At 66.1% G+C, this 19,293-nt stretch carries 15 protein-coding genes and 1 pseudogene; 6 read left to right on the plus strand and 10 right to left on the minus strand.

Features of this window, described 5'->3' with window-relative positions:
• Positions 1 to 29 precede the first annotated feature (29 nt).
• From B0I32_RS21900 to B0I32_RS21930, 5 genes and pseudogenes are all read right to left on the minus strand, one after another.
• Positions 30 to 827, minus strand: coding sequence for an alpha/beta fold hydrolase (locus tag B0I32_RS21900; protein ID WP_245955951.1), 798 nt, complete (start codon positions 825 to 827; stop codon positions 30 to 32).
• A 428-nt stretch (positions 828 to 1,255) separates the two neighbouring features.
• Positions 1,256 to 1,822 (minus strand): annotated as a pseudogene (locus tag B0I32_RS61710) (Tn3 family transposase); the annotation flags it as partial.
• A 441-nt stretch (positions 1,823 to 2,263) separates the two neighbouring features.
• The gene (locus tag B0I32_RS21920; RefSeq protein ID WP_106242324.1) at positions 2,264 to 2,590 is read right to left on the minus strand and encodes a DUF1048 domain-containing protein; all 327 of its coding nucleotides are present in this window, start codon (positions 2,588 to 2,590) and stop codon (positions 2,264 to 2,266) included.
• A 1-nt stretch (position 2,591) separates the two neighbouring features.
• Positions 2,592 to 2,948, minus strand: a complete 357-nt coding sequence (locus B0I32_RS21925) for a DUF1048 domain-containing protein (protein WP_106242327.1) — start codon at positions 2,946 to 2,948, stop codon at positions 2,592 to 2,594.
• Entirely contained in the window at positions 2,945 to 3,271 is a 327-nt protein-coding gene (locus B0I32_RS21930; protein WP_106242330.1) for a PadR family transcriptional regulator, read from the minus strand. Before B0I32_RS21930 ends, B0I32_RS21925 begins: the two co-directional genes overlap by 4 nt.
• Before the next feature lie 391 nt (positions 3,272 to 3,662).
• Between B0I32_RS21930 and B0I32_RS61005 the strand changes: the two genes are divergently transcribed.
• A complete protein-coding gene (locus B0I32_RS61005; RefSeq protein ID WP_219911948.1) occupies positions 3,663 to 4,283 on the plus strand; it encodes a TetR/AcrR family transcriptional regulator C-terminal domain-containing protein in 621 nt (206 codons plus the stop codon).
• Positions 4,284 to 4,484: 201 nt separating this feature from the next.
• A complete protein-coding gene (locus B0I32_RS21940) occupies positions 4,485 to 4,766 on the plus strand; it encodes a hypothetical protein (protein WP_106242333.1) in 282 nt (93 codons plus the stop codon).
• A gap of 44 nt (positions 4,767 to 4,810) precedes the next feature.
• Here B0I32_RS21940 and B0I32_RS21945 read toward each other — a convergent pair whose 3' ends face one another.
• Positions 4,811 to 5,767, minus strand: coding sequence for a LysR family transcriptional regulator (locus B0I32_RS21945; protein WP_106242335.1), 957 nt, complete (start codon positions 5,765 to 5,767; stop codon positions 4,811 to 4,813).
• A 71-nt stretch (positions 5,768 to 5,838) separates the two neighbouring features.
• Here B0I32_RS21945 and B0I32_RS21950 point away from each other — a divergent pair, with 71 nt between their 5' ends.
• Together B0I32_RS21950 and B0I32_RS21955 are read left to right on the plus strand one after the other, a co-directional pair.
• Complete coding sequence (locus B0I32_RS21950) at positions 5,839 to 6,600, plus strand: class I SAM-dependent methyltransferase (RefSeq protein WP_181307650.1); 762 nt, start codon at positions 5,839 to 5,841, stop codon at positions 6,598 to 6,600.
• Entirely contained in the window at positions 6,597 to 7,430 is an 834-nt protein-coding gene (locus B0I32_RS21955) for a class I SAM-dependent methyltransferase (protein WP_106242341.1), read from the plus strand. Before B0I32_RS21950 ends, B0I32_RS21955 begins: the two co-directional genes overlap by 4 nt.
• Before the next feature lie 182 nt (positions 7,431 to 7,612).
• On the opposite strand, the gene B0I32_RS56590 is transcribed toward B0I32_RS21955, so the two are convergent.
• Entirely contained in the window at positions 7,613 to 8,089 is a 477-nt protein-coding gene (locus B0I32_RS56590; protein WP_146178264.1) for a hypothetical protein, read from the minus strand.
• A 312-nt stretch (positions 8,090 to 8,401) separates the two neighbouring features.
• Here B0I32_RS56590 and B0I32_RS21965 point away from each other — a divergent pair, with 312 nt between their 5' ends.
• Positions 8,402 to 8,845, plus strand: a complete 444-nt coding sequence (locus tag B0I32_RS21965) for a hypothetical protein (protein ID WP_146178265.1) — start codon at positions 8,402 to 8,404, stop codon at positions 8,843 to 8,845.
• Here B0I32_RS21965 and B0I32_RS21970 read toward each other — a convergent pair.
• Positions 8,792 to 9,406 (minus strand): hypothetical protein, encoded by a 615-nt coding sequence (locus B0I32_RS21970; RefSeq protein ID WP_106242350.1) that lies wholly within the window; start codon positions 9,404 to 9,406, stop codon positions 8,792 to 8,794. The two genes, B0I32_RS21965 and B0I32_RS21970, sit on opposite strands and share 54 nt — an antisense overlap.
• A 332-nt stretch (positions 9,407 to 9,738) precedes the next feature.
• On the opposite strand from B0I32_RS21970, the gene B0I32_RS21975 reads away from it, so the two are divergent.
• A complete protein-coding gene (locus B0I32_RS21975) occupies positions 9,739 to 10,677 on the plus strand; it encodes an integrase core domain-containing protein (protein ID WP_245955969.1) in 939 nt (312 codons plus the stop codon).
• A gap of 924 nt (positions 10,678 to 11,601) precedes the next feature.
• On the opposite strand, the gene B0I32_RS21980 is transcribed toward B0I32_RS21975, so the two are convergent.
• On the minus strand, positions 11,602 to 12,204 hold the full coding sequence (locus B0I32_RS21980; protein WP_106242354.1) for a hypothetical protein: 603 nt from the start codon (positions 12,202 to 12,204) through the stop codon (positions 11,602 to 11,604).
• 120 nt (positions 12,205 to 12,324) lie between these two features.
• On the minus strand, positions 12,325 to 19,233 hold the full coding sequence (locus tag B0I32_RS21985; protein ID WP_181307652.1) for a DNRLRE domain-containing protein: 6,909 nt from the start codon (positions 19,231 to 19,233) through the stop codon (positions 12,325 to 12,327).
• Positions 19,234 to 19,293 lie beyond the last annotated feature (60 nt).

The following is a 19,293-nucleotide window of genomic DNA, read 5'->3' on the forward strand; positions in this document are numbered from 1 at the left end:
GTGCGGGATTCCCCGTGATGGCGGCGTCTTCAGTTCCCCTCGTGGTCGAGAGCGGCGACCTCGCGTACGGCCTCGGCGATGGCGCGATAGTCCTTACGCAGGATCGAACCGTGGTTGCCGGCGACTTTAGCGCTGATGTGGATGTTCGGATTGCGGGCGGTCACCGCAGGGAGGCTGGCGCGTGTCTGTTCGTGCCCGCCCTGGCTTCCGAAGGACTCCCCAGAAGCGACCACGTAGCGCGCCGGGACGGCGATGCTGTCCAGCACGGGGCCCAGGTCACGCTCGCGGGCGATCTTGCCGACCTCGATGTTGCTGTCTGCCAGCTGGTCGGCGGTCATCCGTGGAGCCATACCGAACGGGCGCAGCAGCTGCATGGGCCACCAGATCCGCTTCCATAGCTTGCGCATCCCCGGTTCCATGGACTCGTCGAACCAGTCGTAGGGCTGCGCGCCCTCCACCAAGACCGCGCCCACGGTACGGGCCGGATTCCGGCTGGCCCAGTGCGCCGCGACAAACGCTCCATAGGACCAGCCCACCACCACCGCCCGGGCCACACCCCGGGCTGCGAGGACAGCATCGACATCTCGGATGTTCGTCTCGAACGAACAATCCGCCGAACGCTGCGACTTACCACGCCCCCGCATGTCGTAGGTGATATGCCGCCACTGCGTCCCCAAATCGGCAAGGACCCGCCGCCATTGCCACTGAACGGCGGCATGGCCGTTGAGGTAGATCACGGGGACACCGTCGCCGGCGGCGTCGGTGACGGCTAAGGCCGTATCGTCCACTGGGACCATGCCGGTCCAGGGGGATCGCTTGATGGTCACGGTCTCCCTTTCTCAGAGGTGGATTCCGAACGGGTGGCTGGTGCCGGTGGCCAGGTGCCGGACGGCGCCCTCGAACGAACAGTCCGCCGAACGCTTCGACTTGCCGCGGGCGCGCTCGTCATAGGTGATGTGCAGGTAGTCGCTGCCGAGGTCAGCGATGAGGCTCAGAAGACACGCACGTGGCCATCTCGAAGCCCATGCCGCGCAACACGCGCGGTTCCTGGTACGACTTCCCCAGGGCTGCACGTGGATCGCCCGCCCCTGGCCCCGATTGCTTGTGCGAGGGCTGCTCATGACAGTCAGCATGGAGGGCTGACGCAGCGTCAAGGTCAAGCCCCAGGGCAGATTCGATTCGCCTGTGTACGCCGATCGTCCGGAACCCGGCGCCGTCCTGCCAGGGGCGCACCGCCCCTATTACGATCATGAAGCTAGTCCGGGTTGCCCGCCTCCGGAGCTTGCGCAGCGCCGCCGAGCGAAAGGCGCTTGGCCACATCCAGCCGTACCTCGCCGTGGGGTTGGACGTGCTGCCAGAACAGCGGGGTCAGCCCGCGCCGGTCGGCGGGTTTGAGCAGCTCAGCACATTCAGGGTCGGCCAGGACGTCCTGCAGCATCAAAGTATTGATGCACACGAGCGCGGCCGGGAAAATGCGCAGGCACAACACGCTCATCTCCAGCTCTCACGCCGGTTGGTGGCGATGTCACCGCCCTTGCCGTAGAAGATCACCGAATCCGCTCCGTTGGAGGACTCCACCACGTTGAGCCCTTTCTGGATCTCCCGTTGGAGCTCGCGCAGGCGCAGATAGCGGGCCACGAAGATGGTCTTCTGCGCGCGGCCGACCTCCAGCATGGCCTGGTGGTGGGGAGGCGGATTCGGTGAACCGGCGCAGGATGGCCTCGGTGGACGCAGTGTTCTGCTTGATCGCGGTTGCGTATTTGATCATCTGGTGATAGTTCTGCTCGATCAGGTCCCAGCGGATCGGCCGGGTCATCGCCGGCGAGGCGGTCCGGGTTCCGGTCCGCCCAGGCCTTCCCAGGACCCCGCCGTAGAACCAGCCCACCACGATGGGCCGGTCCACGCCCCTCGCCTTGAGGACCGCGTCGAGGTCACGGAGGCAGCCGCCGGTGTCGGTCATGGCCGGCGCCGTGTCATCTTCGGGGTATGCGCCGAAGTTCATCGATGCCCTCGCCAGCGCTCGCCGCGCGGACGGGGGACTGGCGACTGCTGGTGAAGACGTCCACCGGGACGCGGCGGTGACGGGGGTGAAATGGAGGGTTCATGAGGCCCCAGAACGGGCTGGAGGCGCCGATCGCGACGGCCGAGACCTCGTCGGCTCCGCGGTGCATCAGTCGACTACCGCACGGGCCGATTCAGATTATCGAGGCGCCGGTGTTCTGGTCGCCAACATGTGGAGTCGCCGATCAAGAAGGAGAGAGTGTCACTTCTCGGCCGTGCCGGGTTCCCCGCTGATGGACTCCTGGTAGACCTCAGCGAAGGTGCGCGAGTCCTTGATCAGCCCGTCTGCGAAGGCGGCGACGTCGTCACCGATGAGCTCCAGGGCTCCTGTGCCGGCTGCGACACCCTCCTCGAAGAACTCGAGGAGGCCTGTGAGCAGGGACCCGTCGGCCAGGCCGATCGGGCCGACCTTGAAGTAGTACCTCTGGATCTCCTTGTAGACGATCTCGTAGTCGGGCGGAAGCGCCTTGACCCGGGCCATGTGCGCCCGCCACTGCTTCTTGCCTTCGATGATGTCTTGGATGCCCATGTCAGCCTCCCAGCCGGCCCAGTTGCTTCGCGACGTTCCTGTTCAACTGTCGGCGCCACCGATCACGGAAGGTGCGGGCGCCTTCCGCGCCGGCCAGCGCCGCGCAGAACCCCGCGATGTCGTCACCCAGCACGTCCTCGATGCTTTGCCCGTCGGCCGCCGTCTCCTCCAGCAGCCCCAGAGCGCCGTCGAGGATCGGCATCAGGTTGCGGCCCGTGAAGTCCCCGTAGAGGAAGAGGTGGCCGATGATCTGCTCCCACGCCGCCCGGTAGTCGTCCGGCAGCGTCGCCGCCCGAGCCTCGAACGCCTTCCATTCCCTGTTGAGATCGTTGCCTGTGACGGTGTCCCAGAACTTCATCTCTCGCTCTCCCTGAGCTTGTCGAGCCGTGAGGTGATGTAGTTCCACTTCGCCCAGAACGTCGCGAGCTCCGCGCGCCCCGCGTCATTGAGCGCGTAGAACTTGCGCGGCGGACCCTGCTCGGACGGTCGTCTCGTCACCTGGACGAGGCTCTTCTTCTCCAGGCGCAGCAAGATGGTGTAGACCGTCCCCTCGACGACGTCGGCGAAGCCGAGCTCGTTCAGCCGGCGCGTGATGGCGTACCCGTAGGTCTCCTCGCTGCCAATGATTTCGAGCACGCAGCCTTCGAGCGTGCCCTTCAGCATCTCCGTCAGGTCGTCCATCACAGGTCCTTCTTGGTCCACCCGGTACTCTGTGCCCCCGAGTTCCACTACACAGTATCACAGAGTAGCGAAGCGCGTCCCCCCATGAATGATCCGGATCTGGGCGTCTGGGGCGGTTGAATCGCTGCTCGCCCGGCGCTACCACTTCACCCGCTGAAGAAGGCCGGCGGGCGAACACCGCGCCAGGCAAGGCGTCGGGCGGTTCCCACACGAGGGCGTCATGCGAAATAGCCGCTGACGGCAGGCAGGGCCGACGCGACGATGACCAGAAGCGAGCCAACCGTCGCCAGGATGAGGCGCGCGGCTATCACACCCCGGAGCCAGGAAGGGTACGCCCCCGCAGCGGCATCGACGAATGCTTCGACGTCCAGGGCCGCGCAGGCTTACGAAGATGACCGCCTGGAAGATCCAGGACAGGATCCGGCCGGTGCCACTTCCGCTCAGGTTGAGCAAGGCGAGCGCCGCCAGGCACACCCCAAGGGACATCGCGAGGACGACGCTGGCCCGGCTTGCTCCGAAGTTGATCCGGTGCCGGGCCGATAGGGCGGCCGGTAGCCCCTGTCTGGCAACTTCGGCCTCGGCCGCCCTTTCCTGGGCAGGTGCCCCGCGAGACGTTGACCCAGGACCAGATCGTCCGAACAGCCGTCGAGCTGCTGGACAACGAGGGCATCGAGGGCCTGAGGCGGTCTACCAGGCAGCCGGCTTCACCGGACGTGACGCGGAGCAGGCCATGAAGACCGTCTTCACCTTCGTCCTGGGTAATGCCCTCGGCGTGGCCTCCGAAGCGGCATGGAGGGCACGTCTGCGCCGCACGGGCGGCGACGAGCACGAACAGATCCGCACCATGGTGGCGCAGGCGACCGAGATCGCGATGCGGTTCCCGCGGCTACGCGCCCACAATGCCGCACAGGAGGATGACAGTGCCTCTCCGGCCCCCGACCATGAGCTCGAGTTCGGGCTACGCACCATCCTGACCGGCCTCCAAGCCGAGCTCGGCACTCGGCCGTCGTGAACCGGGCGAACAGTCCCTGCCACGTCACCCGGCGATGACCCGCCTTCCGAGCTGCGGTCCGAATGGAAGATCACCCCGTCCACGTCGCCGCCCCGGGTGGCCGCCGCCATCTGCAGCGAGGCGCGGGTCAATGCGCCATCGTGGTGCCCGGACATGGCGTAGCCGAGCGGCCGGCGCGAGAACACCAGGGACACCCGCATCGTGCTCGGCGACATCACGATCATGCAGGTCCAGCAGGGAGCCGCGTCCGCGCAGGGGCGTGAGTGGGCCTGGTTCGTGCACGAGCGCAACATCGAGGTGCGGTCGATCCTGGACGGCCAGGGCATCGCCTACGCACGAATCAGGTTCGTCGCGACCGCGACCTCGGCGACCTCGCAGGTATTCCTGTCCAAGTCGGACAACGTGGGGGACTGGGCCGCATCAGCCGGTACGTGCCCGCGCCCAACCGGGCTCCCCGGACGCCCGCGCCTGCACCGCCGGTGACAGCAGATCGCCGGCGAGTTCGAGGACGCCATTGCGGTTCCTCCCTACGGGCGGGTCCTCCTCGTCAGGAAGCTCGGCTGAGCGAGGAGGTCGGTCAGAATCCCGAGCATGACGTCGGCTGCGGGGGCGCGCAACGGCGGGACCGCCACCGCGACGTACAGGCCGCGGGTCGGCAGGGGCGGGATGGTGGCTCGCAGGACCACGCCGGGCCGGATGGCCGAGTGGGCCAGAGTGGGCACGAGCATCACGCCCGCGCCCGCCGTGACGAGCGCCTGCTTGCTGTTCCAGTCGTCGCACCAGAAACCGATCCGCGGAGCAGCGCCGAGCGCCTCGAACAGAGGCGCTGTGGGGCCGAGACAGTCGGGGTGGCCGCCGTCGATCCAGGTCTCCTCTTTGAGATCCGACAGGCGCACCCGGCGCTGACGAGCCAGCCGGTGCCCGGCGGGCAGGGCGGCCCACAGCTCCTCGGTGAGCAAGGGAATCAACTCGACGCCGTCGACAGCATGCTGAGGCACGCTCGCGTCAGTCGCGTCCCGGTCTCGACTCAAGTGCCAGTCCGTGACGAGCGCGAGATCGATCCGGCCGTCCCCCACCGCTGTGAGGAGCGCCTCCTGATCCGTCTGCAGCAGGCTGAGTGACACACCGGGGTACGCGCTGGCGAAACGGCGGAACGCCTCGGGCACGAGCACGATGTTGGCACTCGTGAAGGCGGACAACCGCAGCTCGCCCGTCGCCAGCTGGGCGAAGGACGCCAGTCTGGCCTCCAGCGTTCGCAGGCGGGCCAGACTGTCGCGCGCCAGGTCGACCGCGACCTCTCCGGCGGGGGTCGGCCGTACTCCACGCGGCACCCGGGTGAACAGCCGCACTCCCACTCGTCTCTCCAAGCTCGCGATCCGACGGGAGACCGCGGGTTGGGTCATCGAGAGCGCCTCGGCGGCGCCGGAGAACGACCCATGGTCGGCAACCGCGACGAGCACCTGCAACGCCCACGTGTCCAACATGCGTCGAGCGTATAGCTGCCCCAACCAACCTGCAGTTGTCCTTATGCCTGCTGCCAGCCGACCCTGAAACGGTGACCCCCACTACCAGCACAGCGGCCCGCGAGACCGTACCTGCCGTCGCAGACCGACTGGCCTACCTGACCGAGTGGCTGCCGCCCGCACCGGCGCGCGTCCTCGACGCGGGCTGCGGGCGCGGCCACCTCGCGCTCGCGCTCGCCCGCGCCGGCTACGCGGTGGCCGCAGTCGACATCGACCCCGAAGCCGTCGCCGCGACAACCGCTCTCGGCGTCGCCGCGATCGAGTCCGACATCGCCGACTACGACGACCGCGCGTTCGACGCGATCGTGTTCTCCCTGTCGCTGCACCACACCGCCCGGCTGGCGGAAGCAGTCGAGCGGGCACGAGCGCTGCTGGCTCCGGGCGGAGTCCTGATCGTCGACGAGTTCGCCTGGGAACGCGCCGACCGCGCCACCGCGTCGTGGTTCTACGACATCGGCGCAGTACTGGCCGGGACCGGCCTGACCGCGTTGCCGGAGCACGGCGCCGCCGTGGAAGACCCCCACGCGGAATGGGTGAACCAGCATCGCGACGAGCACCAACTGCACTCAGGCGACACCATGGTGGACGCGATCCGTGCGGCCTTCGAGATCCGCGAGCTCGTACGCGTCCCCTACCTGCACCACTACCTTGCCGACAAGCTCGACGACGACACCGCCGGCCGGCTCTTCACCTCACTCCAGCAGATCGAGCAGCTCCGGATCACCCGCGGCGACCTGGCCGCCGTCGGACTTCGCCTGCTCGCCCACCCCGCGAACCGAGAGGACCGAGCATGACGAACATCGTGAACACCGAGCAGGCCGCCGCGTGGAACGGCTCAGAAGGCGCCCACTGGGCCAAGGACAACACAGCGGACAGCAGCTTCAACGTCGAACTCACCACCCCGCTGCTCACCGCCGCGAACATCCAGCCGGACGACCACGTTCTCGACATCGGCTGCGGTACTGGCGAGACCACCCGGCTCGCCGCCCGGCAGGCGCGGCACGGCCATGCCATGGGCATCGACCTGTCGGCCATCATGCTCCAGCAGGCCCGAACCGCCGCCGAGGCGGCGGGCATAGGCAACGTCGCCTTCGAAGAGGGCGACGCGCAGGTGCACCCCTTCGCCGCCGGTCAGTACCAGGTGGCGATCAGCCGGTTCGGCATCATGTTCTTCGCCGACCCCATCGCGGCATTCGCCAACATCGGCCGCGCCCTGCGGCCCGGCGGCCGCCTCGTCTTCATCTGCCCCCGGAACATGGCCGACAACGACTGGTACGTCGTGCCGCTCTCGGCGCTGCACCGGAGGCTGGGCACCGCACCCCTCCCAGAGTCGGGGATGTTCTCCCTCGCCGACCCCGCGCACACCACGAACGTGCTGACGAGGGCCGGTTTCTCCGAGGTGACGCTGCGACCGCTGGACGCGCCGATGGACTTCGGCACGGACGCCCAGGCCGCGGCCGAGAACTACCTCGGCAGCGGTCCGGTCCTGGCCGTGCTGGAACAGCCCGGCGGTCTGACGCGCGCCACCGCCCACGACATCCTCATCGATGCCCTGCGCCCGTACGAGGGCTCGAACGGCGTGCGCATCCCCGGCGCCCACTGGCTCGTCACCGTCCGCCGCTGACCACCGGCGGCACGCACCTTCTTCATGTGGCGACCACGTCGATGGACACTGCGATCACGCATGGTGTCTGGATGAAAGAAACGGGTCCATGGTCGTCCACGATCCCCCGGGTGAACGCCGGCCGGCTGTGAGCGATTCGCGCGGTTCCGCTGAGCGGACCGGTGGAGCTATCTGCGGTTCGGTCACTGTACGTCGATTGTGAGGGGGCAGTACGGATCCGATCGTGGTGGCCGCGGGTACCGCGCTGGTGACAGCGATGGCCACCGACGCCTGGCAGCCGGCGCGCGAGGGCGTGGTCGCGTTCTGGCGAAAAGCCCGCCCCGAGCAGGCCGATGTCGTTGAGGCGGCGCTGGTTCGGGACCGTCGTCGGGATGGTGCTCGATCACGGCGACACGGATCACCTCACCGTCGTGATCGGCCCCGATGAGTGAGAGCGGCACGAGGCGCAGGGGAGCGCTGCCGTGCAGTCCGATGGCGCGGCTGATGTTCGGCCACTGCGTGACGAGCCGTTCCACCTGCGGCGCCGACCCGGTGACCGTGGAGAAATCGGCCCGCTCGCCGCCGAGGCGCGCCAGGTTCCTCGAATCCGGCACTGCGGGCACCCGCCCTGCGCGGGTGGCGGTCGAGGTCTCCGGGTTCGCGACGATGCGTGGATCCATGTCACCTCCAGGGAGGGAGGAAGAGGACAGTGACGTCTCAAGCTATCTGTGCCGAGTCAGGCGACTTTCTTCCCACTCTGTCGGGTCTGTGCCCCGCACTGCCATGACGCGTGCGACTACCCCCTGCGGGGAGAGGTGGCTCAAGGAGCCGTGCCCGCGACGGCCAGAGGGACCCTGCCGGCGACGCTCCGCGAGTCCGTCAGATGCAACTGCCTGGACACACATGAACGGCCCAGCGGCATCAGGTGGGGATGTGGCCGCTGGTGGGTGGCCCGACTGACCCTCCAGGAGGATGGCACGTACAAATAGGCGGTGGAGCGCGATCAACGATTGCGCCTGGCCGCTTCCGCGCTCGAGGAAGCCCTGGCGGCGCAGAACAGCTGGGTCGAGAGCACGGCGGAGAAATGGCTGGGAGCGAACACGGCGATCTTCGGTCTTTTCTCGCTCGCCGGCATCGCGACCGCCAAGGACGCGCTGAACGGGCTCGGCAAAGCACAGAAGTGGCTGGTGGCGATCGCGTTGCTGACCGCCGTCGGAGCCGCCGCCGGCGCGGTGACGCTTGGCTACCGGGCCGCCTACGGATGGCCGCGCATGGTCTCCGTCGAGGGCGAAGACCTGCTGAAGTGGTACGCCGAGACTCGCAGCTACGCCCCCCGCGCCATACCGTTCCTGCACCGGGCGCTGTTTCTCTCGTTCGCCTCATTAGGGGCGTTGACCGTCGTCATGCTTCTGGTGTGGCTCCTTCCCCGAGGGTGAACGCCTCTCCAGGCGGCGACCCTTCTCGATCGCGACGGTGACCCTGATGCCGGTGAAGTTCGGAGCAGCGTAGGCGGCCCCTCCTTGCCAGGGCCCCGGTTGGTATTTGTCTTCCAGCGCCTGTGCCACCAGGAGTGCGTCCTCTTGCGCCTCGCTCGACGCGAGCCTGCCGTCGCCGAGCATCGCGGACAGCTCGGCGACCAGCGGCAGGATGGGATGCCCTTCCGCGAGCATGCTCTTGACCGCTCCCAATTGCATGGTGAAGTACTGTTCGATGGCAACGGGCCGGTCCGAGGGGGTCAGTTTCCCGGTGCGGATGTTCTCCGCCATCTTCCGCAGCGCCCTCAGCCCGCCTACGAGAATCAGCGCCGCAGCATGTTCCGCGAGGACGCCCTCCGACAGTCTCGCGTATCCCCGGACGACGGCTCGCACGGGTTCACGTATCGGCTCCTCGACCGTGGGGTCGTGGACCGGGTCGTAGATCTCCGCGAGCTGCCCGAAGAAGTGGTCTGTCATCCTGGCGGTCGCCGCCGGCCACGACAATCCGTGCAGCAGCGACACCGCGACGACTCCCAAACGTTCTACTGAAGGTGGACGCCGTTCGGCGCGACTCCGTGCCGGGGTCGAGGGGATGGCCCTGTCACCGGTGCCGACCCCGGAGGTCCTGTGGCACAAGCCGCCGGCGCTCGCAATCGCCGCGGTCCAGTGGACGGCGCTCGGCCGGTGCGGAGCTGCTGGTGGTGGGCTCGAACGGGCTCTCGACGCTGTGGGGCTCAAGAACACGATTCGTCGCCAGCGCCGGGGTTCATCGCCTGGCCGGGGCGGGCGTTCCTGGGACAGTGGGCGACTGGTGTTCGGATTGCCTGGGATCATCGTTCGTGCTCTTGACCACGGTGTACGCCGTCACTCGACGTCTGCTGTCTCTGCCCGCGCTGTTGTTTCGCAGTGACGTCTCCAAAGAGGCGGAATTGCTGGTGCTCAGGCACGAGAACGCGGTTCCGCGCCGTCAATCCCACGGGTGCGCTGTGAGCCGGCCGATCGCCTGTGGCTGGCGGCGCCGTCCCGGGAGGCCGCCCACCGCGGCTGCGGTCAGGGCCCCGGCGCTGCGCATGGCCGCCGACAACCCCACTTGGGGCCACAGGCGGATCCACGGCGAACTGACCCGCCTCGGTCACAAGATTGCCGCTTCGTGGAACATCCTGAACCAGACCGGGATCGACCCCGCCCCGCGCCGCAGCGGGCCAACCTGGAAGCAGTTCCTGGCCGCCCAGGCCGAGCACATCGTCGCCGTCGACTTCCTCCACGTCGACGCCATCAACCTCAAACGCATCTACGCCCTGGTCCTGTTCAAACACCGCAGCCGCCGCGCCCACCTGCTCGGTGTCACCGCCAACCCCACGGGCGAATGGACGACCCAGGCCGCCCGCAACTTCCTTATGGACACCGACACGACGAACATCAAGTTCCTGATCCGCGACCGTGCTGGCCAGTTCACCGATGCCTTCAACACGGTCTTCGCCGACGCGGGCCTGCACGTCCTCAAGAGCCCGCCACAAGCCCCGAAAGCCAACGCGCACTGCGAGAGAATGATCGGCACCCTACGCCGCGAACTCCTCGACCGCACGCTCATCCTCAACGAGCAACGCCTACGCCGGACTCTCACCAGATACCTGGAGCGTTACAACAGTGCCCGGCCCCACCGCGGTATCGGGCAGTTGAGCCCATCCCAAGCTGAAGCCGGACCGCCATCGCCAGTCGACCTGGCCAGCCATCGCGTCCACCGCAGAACCATTCTCGGTGGCCTCATCAACGAGTACCGGATCGCCATCTGACACCACCAAGAACCAGTAGGCCAGACGTCGAATCCTATTATTGAGCCCCACAGGTCGGCACGGCCTGCGCGGTGAACAGGTCGAGTTGATCGCAGCGATAGGCAGGGGATCTTTTATCTGCTGCTCACAAAAGGCCTGGTCGGAGAGGTGAGCCGACTCGGACGAGGCTGACCGGGCATGAGGTCCCATTGACCAAGGATGCTGGGCGGATCTTCCGGCTTGATCTTCGCATGGTGATCTTCAGAGTCTGAGCTGACGGTCTAAATGATCTATCGCGCTACACAGTCCGTACACAAGAGCAACCACCGAGCAACCAGCCATGATCAACAACGCGATCCGAGGCCGGCAAAAACCGAGAAACGCCAGGTCGAACGCGGTATTGAAGAGTAGGGCGGGTGGGACTTGAACCCACGACCCACGGATTATGAGAATCCTCGGTCGATGTCGCTCAGTGCCACCGAGTGTTGTTTTGTATTGCCGTGGCCGCAATTATCCCTGTCGTCGTGTCGGTCTGTGCCAACGCGTGCCGTGCTGTATCGCGTACACGCGAGCAACCATCGAGCAACCATGCGTTCTTGACTGTCGGCACTATGTGCCATTTGTTCCCATCTCGGCGCGGCTGTATGGGGCCAGGCTTTGCGTGGTGAGCTCGAACTTTGCGGCGGACCGAACGTGTGCGAGCAACCACCGAGCAGCCATCACCTGGTCATTTGCGTCCACAGGCAGGATGGCTCGCAGCGGACCTCGGATGTGATGCATGGTCTGCCTGACGTGCATGGACGTAATTTTCGGGAGGCGCACGCTCACGGAACGCCGTCGACTGAAGAATCGAGGTGAAAGCTACGCGTGATTCTTGAGCGCTACATTATCCGATAGAATCAAGGGCGCGGAGATTTGGCACCACAGCTCCAGATGACCCAAAGCTCAGGCCGTACTCCAGGCATCTCGAGGGATCTGGTAAAGATCCCGATTTGAGGAGAACCACTCTCGATCGAGAAAACGTCCGGTGATCCGCCCGGCCATGCAGAGAAGGGAGTGGAGTTCCTGTGTGCTGGACATGTCGAGGTCCAGTTCAAGTCCTTCCGCATATATTTCATACTCGGGTACGCTGACCGATGCGCCACCGGTGTAGGGCGGATCGATTTCATTGACGAGCGCACCGTCCTGATAGAGGTACAGATGGTCGAGCTCACCCAGCCCTCCGTTGTAGAACACGGTGAGCAGCCGTCGTCCTCCAGAGCTGAGCGCTTTCGCCTCCGCAGTCGTATGAAAGGCGCTGAGCCAGAGGACATGTGTCCAACCGGGCGCATGGGGACCCATCCAGATGATCTGGTCGTCCATGGAGAGCATGTGTCTGGTCATCGCTTCGGCGAAGCCGCACTCCAAGCGCGAACGAGGGTCCACCCGCAGCAGCCGTGCCAACTCCTCTTTGTCGTCGCCCTCGATCCACATCCCGACGAACCAACTGCTCAGCCCAAATTCCTGCAGGAGATTCCATTGATTCTCCGTGGGCAGCAGCCCGGTCATGTCGCCATCGCATTCTCCGCCAACTTGGCAGGTATTTGAGGAAGGGAACGTGTGGTTGCCGGACCCGTAGCCCGGCAACCACACATCAATATACAGTGCACAGCGGCGGATTACATCCGGCTAATCCACGACCATCATCCAGAACGGACTGTCCTCCGCATTGTCGCCGACCTCGTCAGGCGTGAGGCGATACTGGGCGTAGAAGCTTGTTAGATGGCCGCCGTGGCTGCGGTTCTGGTGGAGGTCGATGCCCCGCACTGAGTAATTCAACCTGTCCTTCGCCGCTCCTTGCTTGGTGGTCGCGTACGGATACTCGTCGCAGTCGTAGACGCCGGTGTAGTTGTCCTTGAACTTCTCATCGTATTCATAGTATTTGCAGTAGTTGGTCGTCCTTGATGCGCGCCAGAACTTCTGCTTGTCGGGGTCGCCGTAGTCGGACCAGAACTGATGCTTGGAGAAAATTGCGCGGTTGTCTTCTTCGTCCTTCGCAGTGCCTCGGTGCAGTGGCTTGCCTGCCGGCGTGTTCGGCGCCGCCTCCCAGTTGCCGGGAATTGCCTTCGACAGCAGGGTGCCTGCCTTTTCTTTCGCCGGCGGATATTCGGGGTCTCGCGATGCCGTGGTGTCACCCTGCCGCAAGGGCGGGTAGGTCTTGATGTTCTCGGAGGGGTCCATCGCGTCTTCGATGTGCTCGATGACGTCGACGAAATTGGGACTCGCCTTCTTGGACATGGTCCAGACCCGATTGGCTCGGGTGTTGATACATCCTCCGGTGTGGTCAGGGACACCGTCGTTGGCGTTGTCGGACTTCCCCAGCGTCTGCCAGTCACAGCGGAAGTTAGGAGCCCACACGGTGCTGACCGCGGGGGGCGGGTCCCCGTTCCGATAGACGCCGACGCGCTTTCCCTCCCGATCGAGAACATCCTGTGACCATAGACGTCCTATGTAGCCGACGCCCCCGATCGATGTGATGAGCGGCTTGATGGTGCACACCGCGTTCTTCTTGTCCGCCCCGGCATAGCCCCGGACCATGACGGTGACATGACTCGTCGACTCCCAGCTCGAGATCGACTTGAGGTGATCGCTGTTCCCGTCGACCTCGCACCGGGAAGAAGTCGATGACGACACAGTGAGGTCGAAGCCGATGTTCATCTGCTGGAGCCCTCGGTCGAATCGGGTCTGCCTCACACCGTCTTGGAAGACCCCGAACTCCTGGAGCCGTACGAAGGCTTTGACATGCTGGGGCTTCGTGGTGCTGTCGCCGCCGACAACCCCATCGCCGGCAGCGTTGCCCAGGTAACTGTGTAGGACCCAAGTGGCGCGGAACGAGAAGATCATGTCATCGGTCAGAGAATCGACCGCTATGTCCGCCAGTTCTGCCGCGATGCGGACCACCGGGATCTTCGCGCCCCTCTTGAGCTTCTTGGTGCTGTCGTCATCATCCGCGTACGCGCCGATCGCGTAGTAGGCCGACCAGCAGGACGCGTACGGGTGCTCCTGGATACGGGCCATCTCAGGCTTGCCGTAAGCAGGAGGTGTTTTGTAGCAGTTCTCCAGTGATATGTGGTCATTGTCGAAGTTGGAGACGGCGGTGCCGGCCTTCGGTGTGGCTGTATTGGGCGGTGCGAGTTGCGCTGAAGAGCTCTCATTCACAGCGTCCATGCGGGCGAAGAGAGCAGCCACATCGTCGGCCGTCAGTGACCTCTGATAAAGGTGCACCTCGTCGAGGTCGCCCTGCATCCGGGTGCCCACGGTCATCGCAGAGTCGGCATGCCACGGGGACGCCGAGAGTGACTCCGACTTGACCAGGACTCCATTCAGGTACAGCGCGGCGGTCTTGGTCGTCGCGTCGTATACGCCGGTCAGATGGAACCAGTCGTTGACCGGTGCTTCGACTCCGGACAGCACACCCTCGACCGGCGCGTCGACGGCGTCTGTGCCGGTGAAGGTGAACACCAGTCCCTGGTCAGCGGTGTTGCCCAGCCGGAACGGCGCCTGGTGGGCCCCCCGCTGCTCAAGGACGGTGAAATCGCCGTCCTTGTCGCTCCAGCGCAGCCAGGCGGCGGCGGTAAAGCTCTCGTCGGTGCGAATCACCGGTCCGTCGGTCTGTGCCAGGGGCTCCTCGCCGGGCTGGGTGACATCCACAGTGATCGGCTGCCAGTCCGACCAGGCTGAGGAGACGTCGCCGGCGGTCACGCGCAGCCGCCAGCGCACCTTCCACCCGTCGGTGAGCGAGTTCCCTGGGACGGTGATGCTCGCCTCAGTGCCCGAGGCGACGTCGTCCACAGCGCCCGCCCAGATCTGACCGCTACCCTGGCCGTCGGGAGCGGCCGGGTCGTGCTCGATCTCGGCCTCGGCCCGCAGCGCCTGGCCGGTCGGATGGGTGAGGGTGGCCCGCAGCGTGGGGGTCAGCTTGGTGGTCACCGTCACCCCGTCGACCACCTTGGACGGAGTGACGGCCAAGCCAGTGGCGGTGGGCTTGGGCAGGCTGATGGTGAAGGACTGCCAATCCGACCAGGCCGAGGCGGCTGAGGTGGAGACAGCGCGGGCACGCCAGCGTACCTTCCACCCGTCGGCCAGTTCATCCGCCGGGACGGTTATGCTCGCCTGCGTGCCGGCCGGGACATTGTCGGCGCCGCCTGCCCAGATCTGGCCGCTGCCCTGGCCGTCGGGGGCGGCCGGGTCGTGCTCGATCTCGGCCTCGGCCCGCAGCGGCTTGCCTGCTGGGTCATTTACCTGGGCCAGCAGCGACGGGGTGCGGGTGGAGCTGACGGTGGTGCCGTTCACCTGCTCGGACGGGGTGACCTGCAACGCGCCGACGGCCGGTTCGGAGACTGGGTCCGGCACGTCCACCGTCAGGTTCTGCCAGTCTGACCATGGCGAGCCGACTGTAGTTGTGGTGTTGAGGGCGCGGGCTCGCCAGCGCACTTTCCACCCATCGATCAGCTTCCCGGTAGGGACGATCGCCGACGCTTGGCTGCCGGAGGCGACGTTGTCCACAGCGCCGGTCCAGATCTGGCCGACGCCCTGCCCGGTTGCGGCCGGATCGTGTTCAAACTCGAACTCGGCCCGCAGCGGCTGTGCGGCCGGGTCGGTGACTGTGGCGTGCACAGCCGGGGTCAGGCTCGTGGCCACCGTGATGCCGTCCACCACCTGGGAGGGGATGACCTGGAAAGCGCCCAGAGTCGGGTTCGGCACGTCCACGGTGGCCGTCTGCCAGTTCGACCATCCTGAGACGGACGATGCGGCGGCGTTGGCCGCGCGAACCCGCCAGCGGATCTTCCAACCGTCGGTCAGCATGGCCGCGGGCACGCCCACGGTGACTTGCTCGCCAGACGCGACCTCTGCTGAGGCGCCCGCCCAGATCTGGCCGCTGCCCTGGCCGGTGGCGGCCGGGTCGTGCTCGACCTCGAACTCGCCGGTGAGGTTGCCACCGATGGTGTCGGTGACAATGGCGGCCAGTTGCGGAGTGAGTGAGGTGGTCACCGTGACGCCGTCCACTGTGTGCGCCGGGGTGATGGCCGGGGCGGAGACAGCGGGCTCGGAGGCGGGTCCGCTGGTGGTGATGGTCAGCATGGGCGGGTAGCCGTCGGTGTCGAGGTATTCCGAGGAGGTGAACATCCGGTAGTTCTCGACGTTCGCCTCGCCGGGCGACTTGAGCACCAGGCCGTGGTTGGTGGCGCCGGCGGCCCAGTCCTGAGCGATGCCGGTGACGTTCCACTCCATGCTGTCCGGCCAGACGTCGCAGTCGGCGTTGACGCCCTTGAAGTTGGTGGAGGCATCCTCCGTGGTAAGCGTGGGCTTGGTGTCCCAGTACATGTCGTCCTGGTCCCAGCCGCTGGTCAGGCGGGCGACCTGGATACCGCGGGCCAGCGCGGCACCGCAGTTGTGGGCGTCGACGGTGTTCATCGACAGGGTGGCGTCGGTGACCGTGCCGCCCTGCAGGCCAATAGTGTCGAATTGCAGGTGTGTACGGTACTTCGACCCGTCCGACATGGTGCCGGCCATCAGGTACTCGTTGTCGGAGTAGGCGGGATAGTCCGTGTCGAAGGTGTTGACCTCCACGTCGGCACCGACCGGCAGCGCCACCACTGAGGCCACTCGCACCGGGTAGGTGGTGGTGTCGTCGGCCAGGAACTTCTGGTCCGGCTTGACCACCAGTTCAGTGCGGCCGTCCTTGGTGACCACGTCGCCGCCGACCTTGCCGCGCTTGGCCATCGCAGGGCGGTTCTCACCGCTGCCGTCCACCACGGTCGGCCGCGTCCCCGCGGCGACCAGCTTCTTGTCTTTGCCCTTCAGCAGCAGTCGGCCGCCCTTGCCCTCGGTCAGGGTCAGGCCCTCGTCTTCGACGCCGATCCGCAGCTCCACCTGCTTGGCGGGCCGCTGGCGGAGCACCACCTCGTGCCGGAACCCGGTCGGCAGCGCCGTCACCACCAGGTCCGCCCCCACACCGGCGGCGTCGGTGTAGGTGGCGACACTGCCCTTCACAGTCGGCTTGGGCAGCGGTGTCGGCCAGCGCAGCGCGTACGACTTCCCGTCGGCGGCCATCTTCACGAACGGATCCGTGCCGCCGACGGAGATCTCCACGATCGCGCCCTCCACGAGGGCCTTGGGCCGCAGCTTGCCGCCCTGCTCGGCCAGGGTGGTGTCGATCGGCGTCCATCCGCTGCCCTGCTTGGTCCGTACCGGACCGGCCGTGACCTCGGTCTTGAACGTCTTCCCGTCGGGCTGGGCGTACGTGATGCTGGTAGCGGTTGTCTCGTCGGTGATCTCGACAGCCTTGCCTTGCTTGGCGGCCGTCCGGGAGGCGGCGATGCGCGCCTGCGACGGCACGTTGGAGATCGCGCTCCCACTCTTGCCAGCGATCCACGCCGCCGTGTCGTTCAGACTCGCGTCGTGATCATTCCCGGAAGAGTCGGCAGCCGTACGGCCGTCTCCCTCGTCGAACGTCCATTGAGCCGCCGATTGCTTGAGCGTGGTGAAGGACCACGTGTACGGGGCCATGATGTTTTCCCACGAGTCCATCGCGCCCGAAAGCTCGACGGTGTACGCGGTTCCCGCTTTCAGCGCCTGCTCAGGCTCGAAGGTCAGCACCGTTTCCGTACTGTCGTACGCCAGCGTTCCTGTCACCTGCGTGCCTGAGGCGTCCTTGACGATCACCTGGGCCTCGCCGACAGGCTCCGAGAAGGTGACCTTCACCAAGGGGTCCAACGGCACGTCGACCGCACCGTCTTCCGGCTCGACCGCGATCACCCGCGGGGCGCCGGTATCCTCGCCGTCGCCTGTACCTCCGATGCCGCTCTCGTCGAAGTCGAGTTTGCTCGCATCGACCTGGTATCCCTGACCATCACGCTGCGCGGCGATACGGGAGGCCACCTCATTAGAGATGGTGATGTCCTCGTTGCTCGTGAGTGGCTGATACATCGACATGGCGATGGCGTCTTCGTACTCGGGAAGATTCGTCAGCTGCGTGCCGGTCAGCATGACGACTTCTTCGACGGGGCCTTCCATCTCGAAGTCCACGGTGAGGATGGGCGGGTGGAGTTGCCCCTTACAGTCTTCCAGCGGTGGTGTCATGCAGCCGCCGGCGTCCTCTGAGGTGTAGCGTCGCCAGTTGCGCAGTTCGGATTCGTTGCCGGCGGTGAGCTGAATGCCGTAGTTGGTGGCACCGTCGACCCATGCCTGCACGATGTCGTTGAGGGTGTGGGTCAGGTCCCAGGCGTAGTTCATGGAGCCGGTGCAGTCTTCGCTGTAGGCGCCGAACTCGGTGTCCGCACCCGTGCTGATGACGGATGGCTGACTGTTCCAGAGCAGCCTCGTGTCCTCCCAGTAGGAGGTGATCTGCCGCGCGGTGATGCCGGAGCCGACCGATACGCCGCACTCGTTGGACTGGTAGTTCCACAGCTGCAAGTCGGCGTTTTCGACCTTGCTGCCTGCGAATTCGGCGGGAATATCCGGGAACTTCAGGTAGCCGCGCCAGCGCTTCGCGATGCTGCTGGCGTAGGACTTTCCGACCACAATTTGGGTCTGGTAGAAGGTGTCCCAACTATCCTGGTAGTCATAGTCGTTGATCCAGGTGTCCATGCCGCCGGCCTTGCCGGTGTGGCCCTCGTACCAGTCTGACACCGCGGCGGTCACCGTCACCGGATATGCCGTCGCCGGGTCAGCCAGGAAAGCGGCGTCCGGCGTGAACACCAGGGTCTTGCCGTCATCGGCAAGCGTGACGGCCGCCTTACCGACCCTGCCTGCGTCGAGCGGTGCGCCCGTGTCGGCAGCCTTGGCGTCCTGCAACAGAGTCGGCCGCACTTCGGTGAGTGTCTTGCCGTCCTTGCCCACGATCTCAGGTCTGCCGGCGGCGTTCGTCTTGAACGACAGCCCTTCGGGCAGATCCACCGGAACTCGGAAGGAGACCGGACCGGTCGGTCGTTCGGCGATGGTGATCTGCTGCTGGAACCCGCTTACGTTCGCAGTTACCAGCAGATCGCGGCCCTCGCCGTAGGCGTCGGGATAGGTGGCGGTGTTGCCCTCCAGTCGGGGCTCGGGCAGCACCGATGGCGTAGTGATCTTCGCCGTGGCGTTGGCCGCCTGGCTCTTGAGCAGGGTCTTGTTCTGGCCAGCGGACAGGACCAGACCACCGTGCGCGGCCTTGGGCTTGATGACGCCGTCCGCTTCGACGAGGGTGGTGTCAACCGGTGTGAAGCCCTTGCCATTGGCGTTCTTGACACGGGTCGGCTGAGTGCTGAGCTCCATCCGGACCGTCTTGCCGTCCGGGTTGGCGTAGAAGGTGGCGCTCTCTGAGCGCATTGATTCAATTTCGACGCGCCGATTGTCCTTCTTGGCCTGCTCCAGCGCCTTACTGGTGGGCGTGATGGGGGCGCTCGGCGACGTCGTTCGGGTAGTGGGGGGTGACGTGATGCTGTGGGCGATCGCGGGTGCGCTCATCAGCGAGAGCGGCAGCATCATTGCCGTGATCAGCGCAGCGCGGCGGCGCGTCCGGGCGGATAAGCCGGACGACGTTGACGAAGTCTTCACTCGCACCTTTCGTAACAAATTGGACAAAACGCAGTGATCATGACATGCGCCCCAGCTTGT

Origin of the sequence: Nonomuraea fuscirosea, from assembly GCF_003001935.1 — a bacterium.
Classification (GTDB): Bacteria; Actinomycetota; Actinomycetes; order Streptosporangiales; family Streptosporangiaceae; genus Nonomuraea; species Nonomuraea fuscirosea.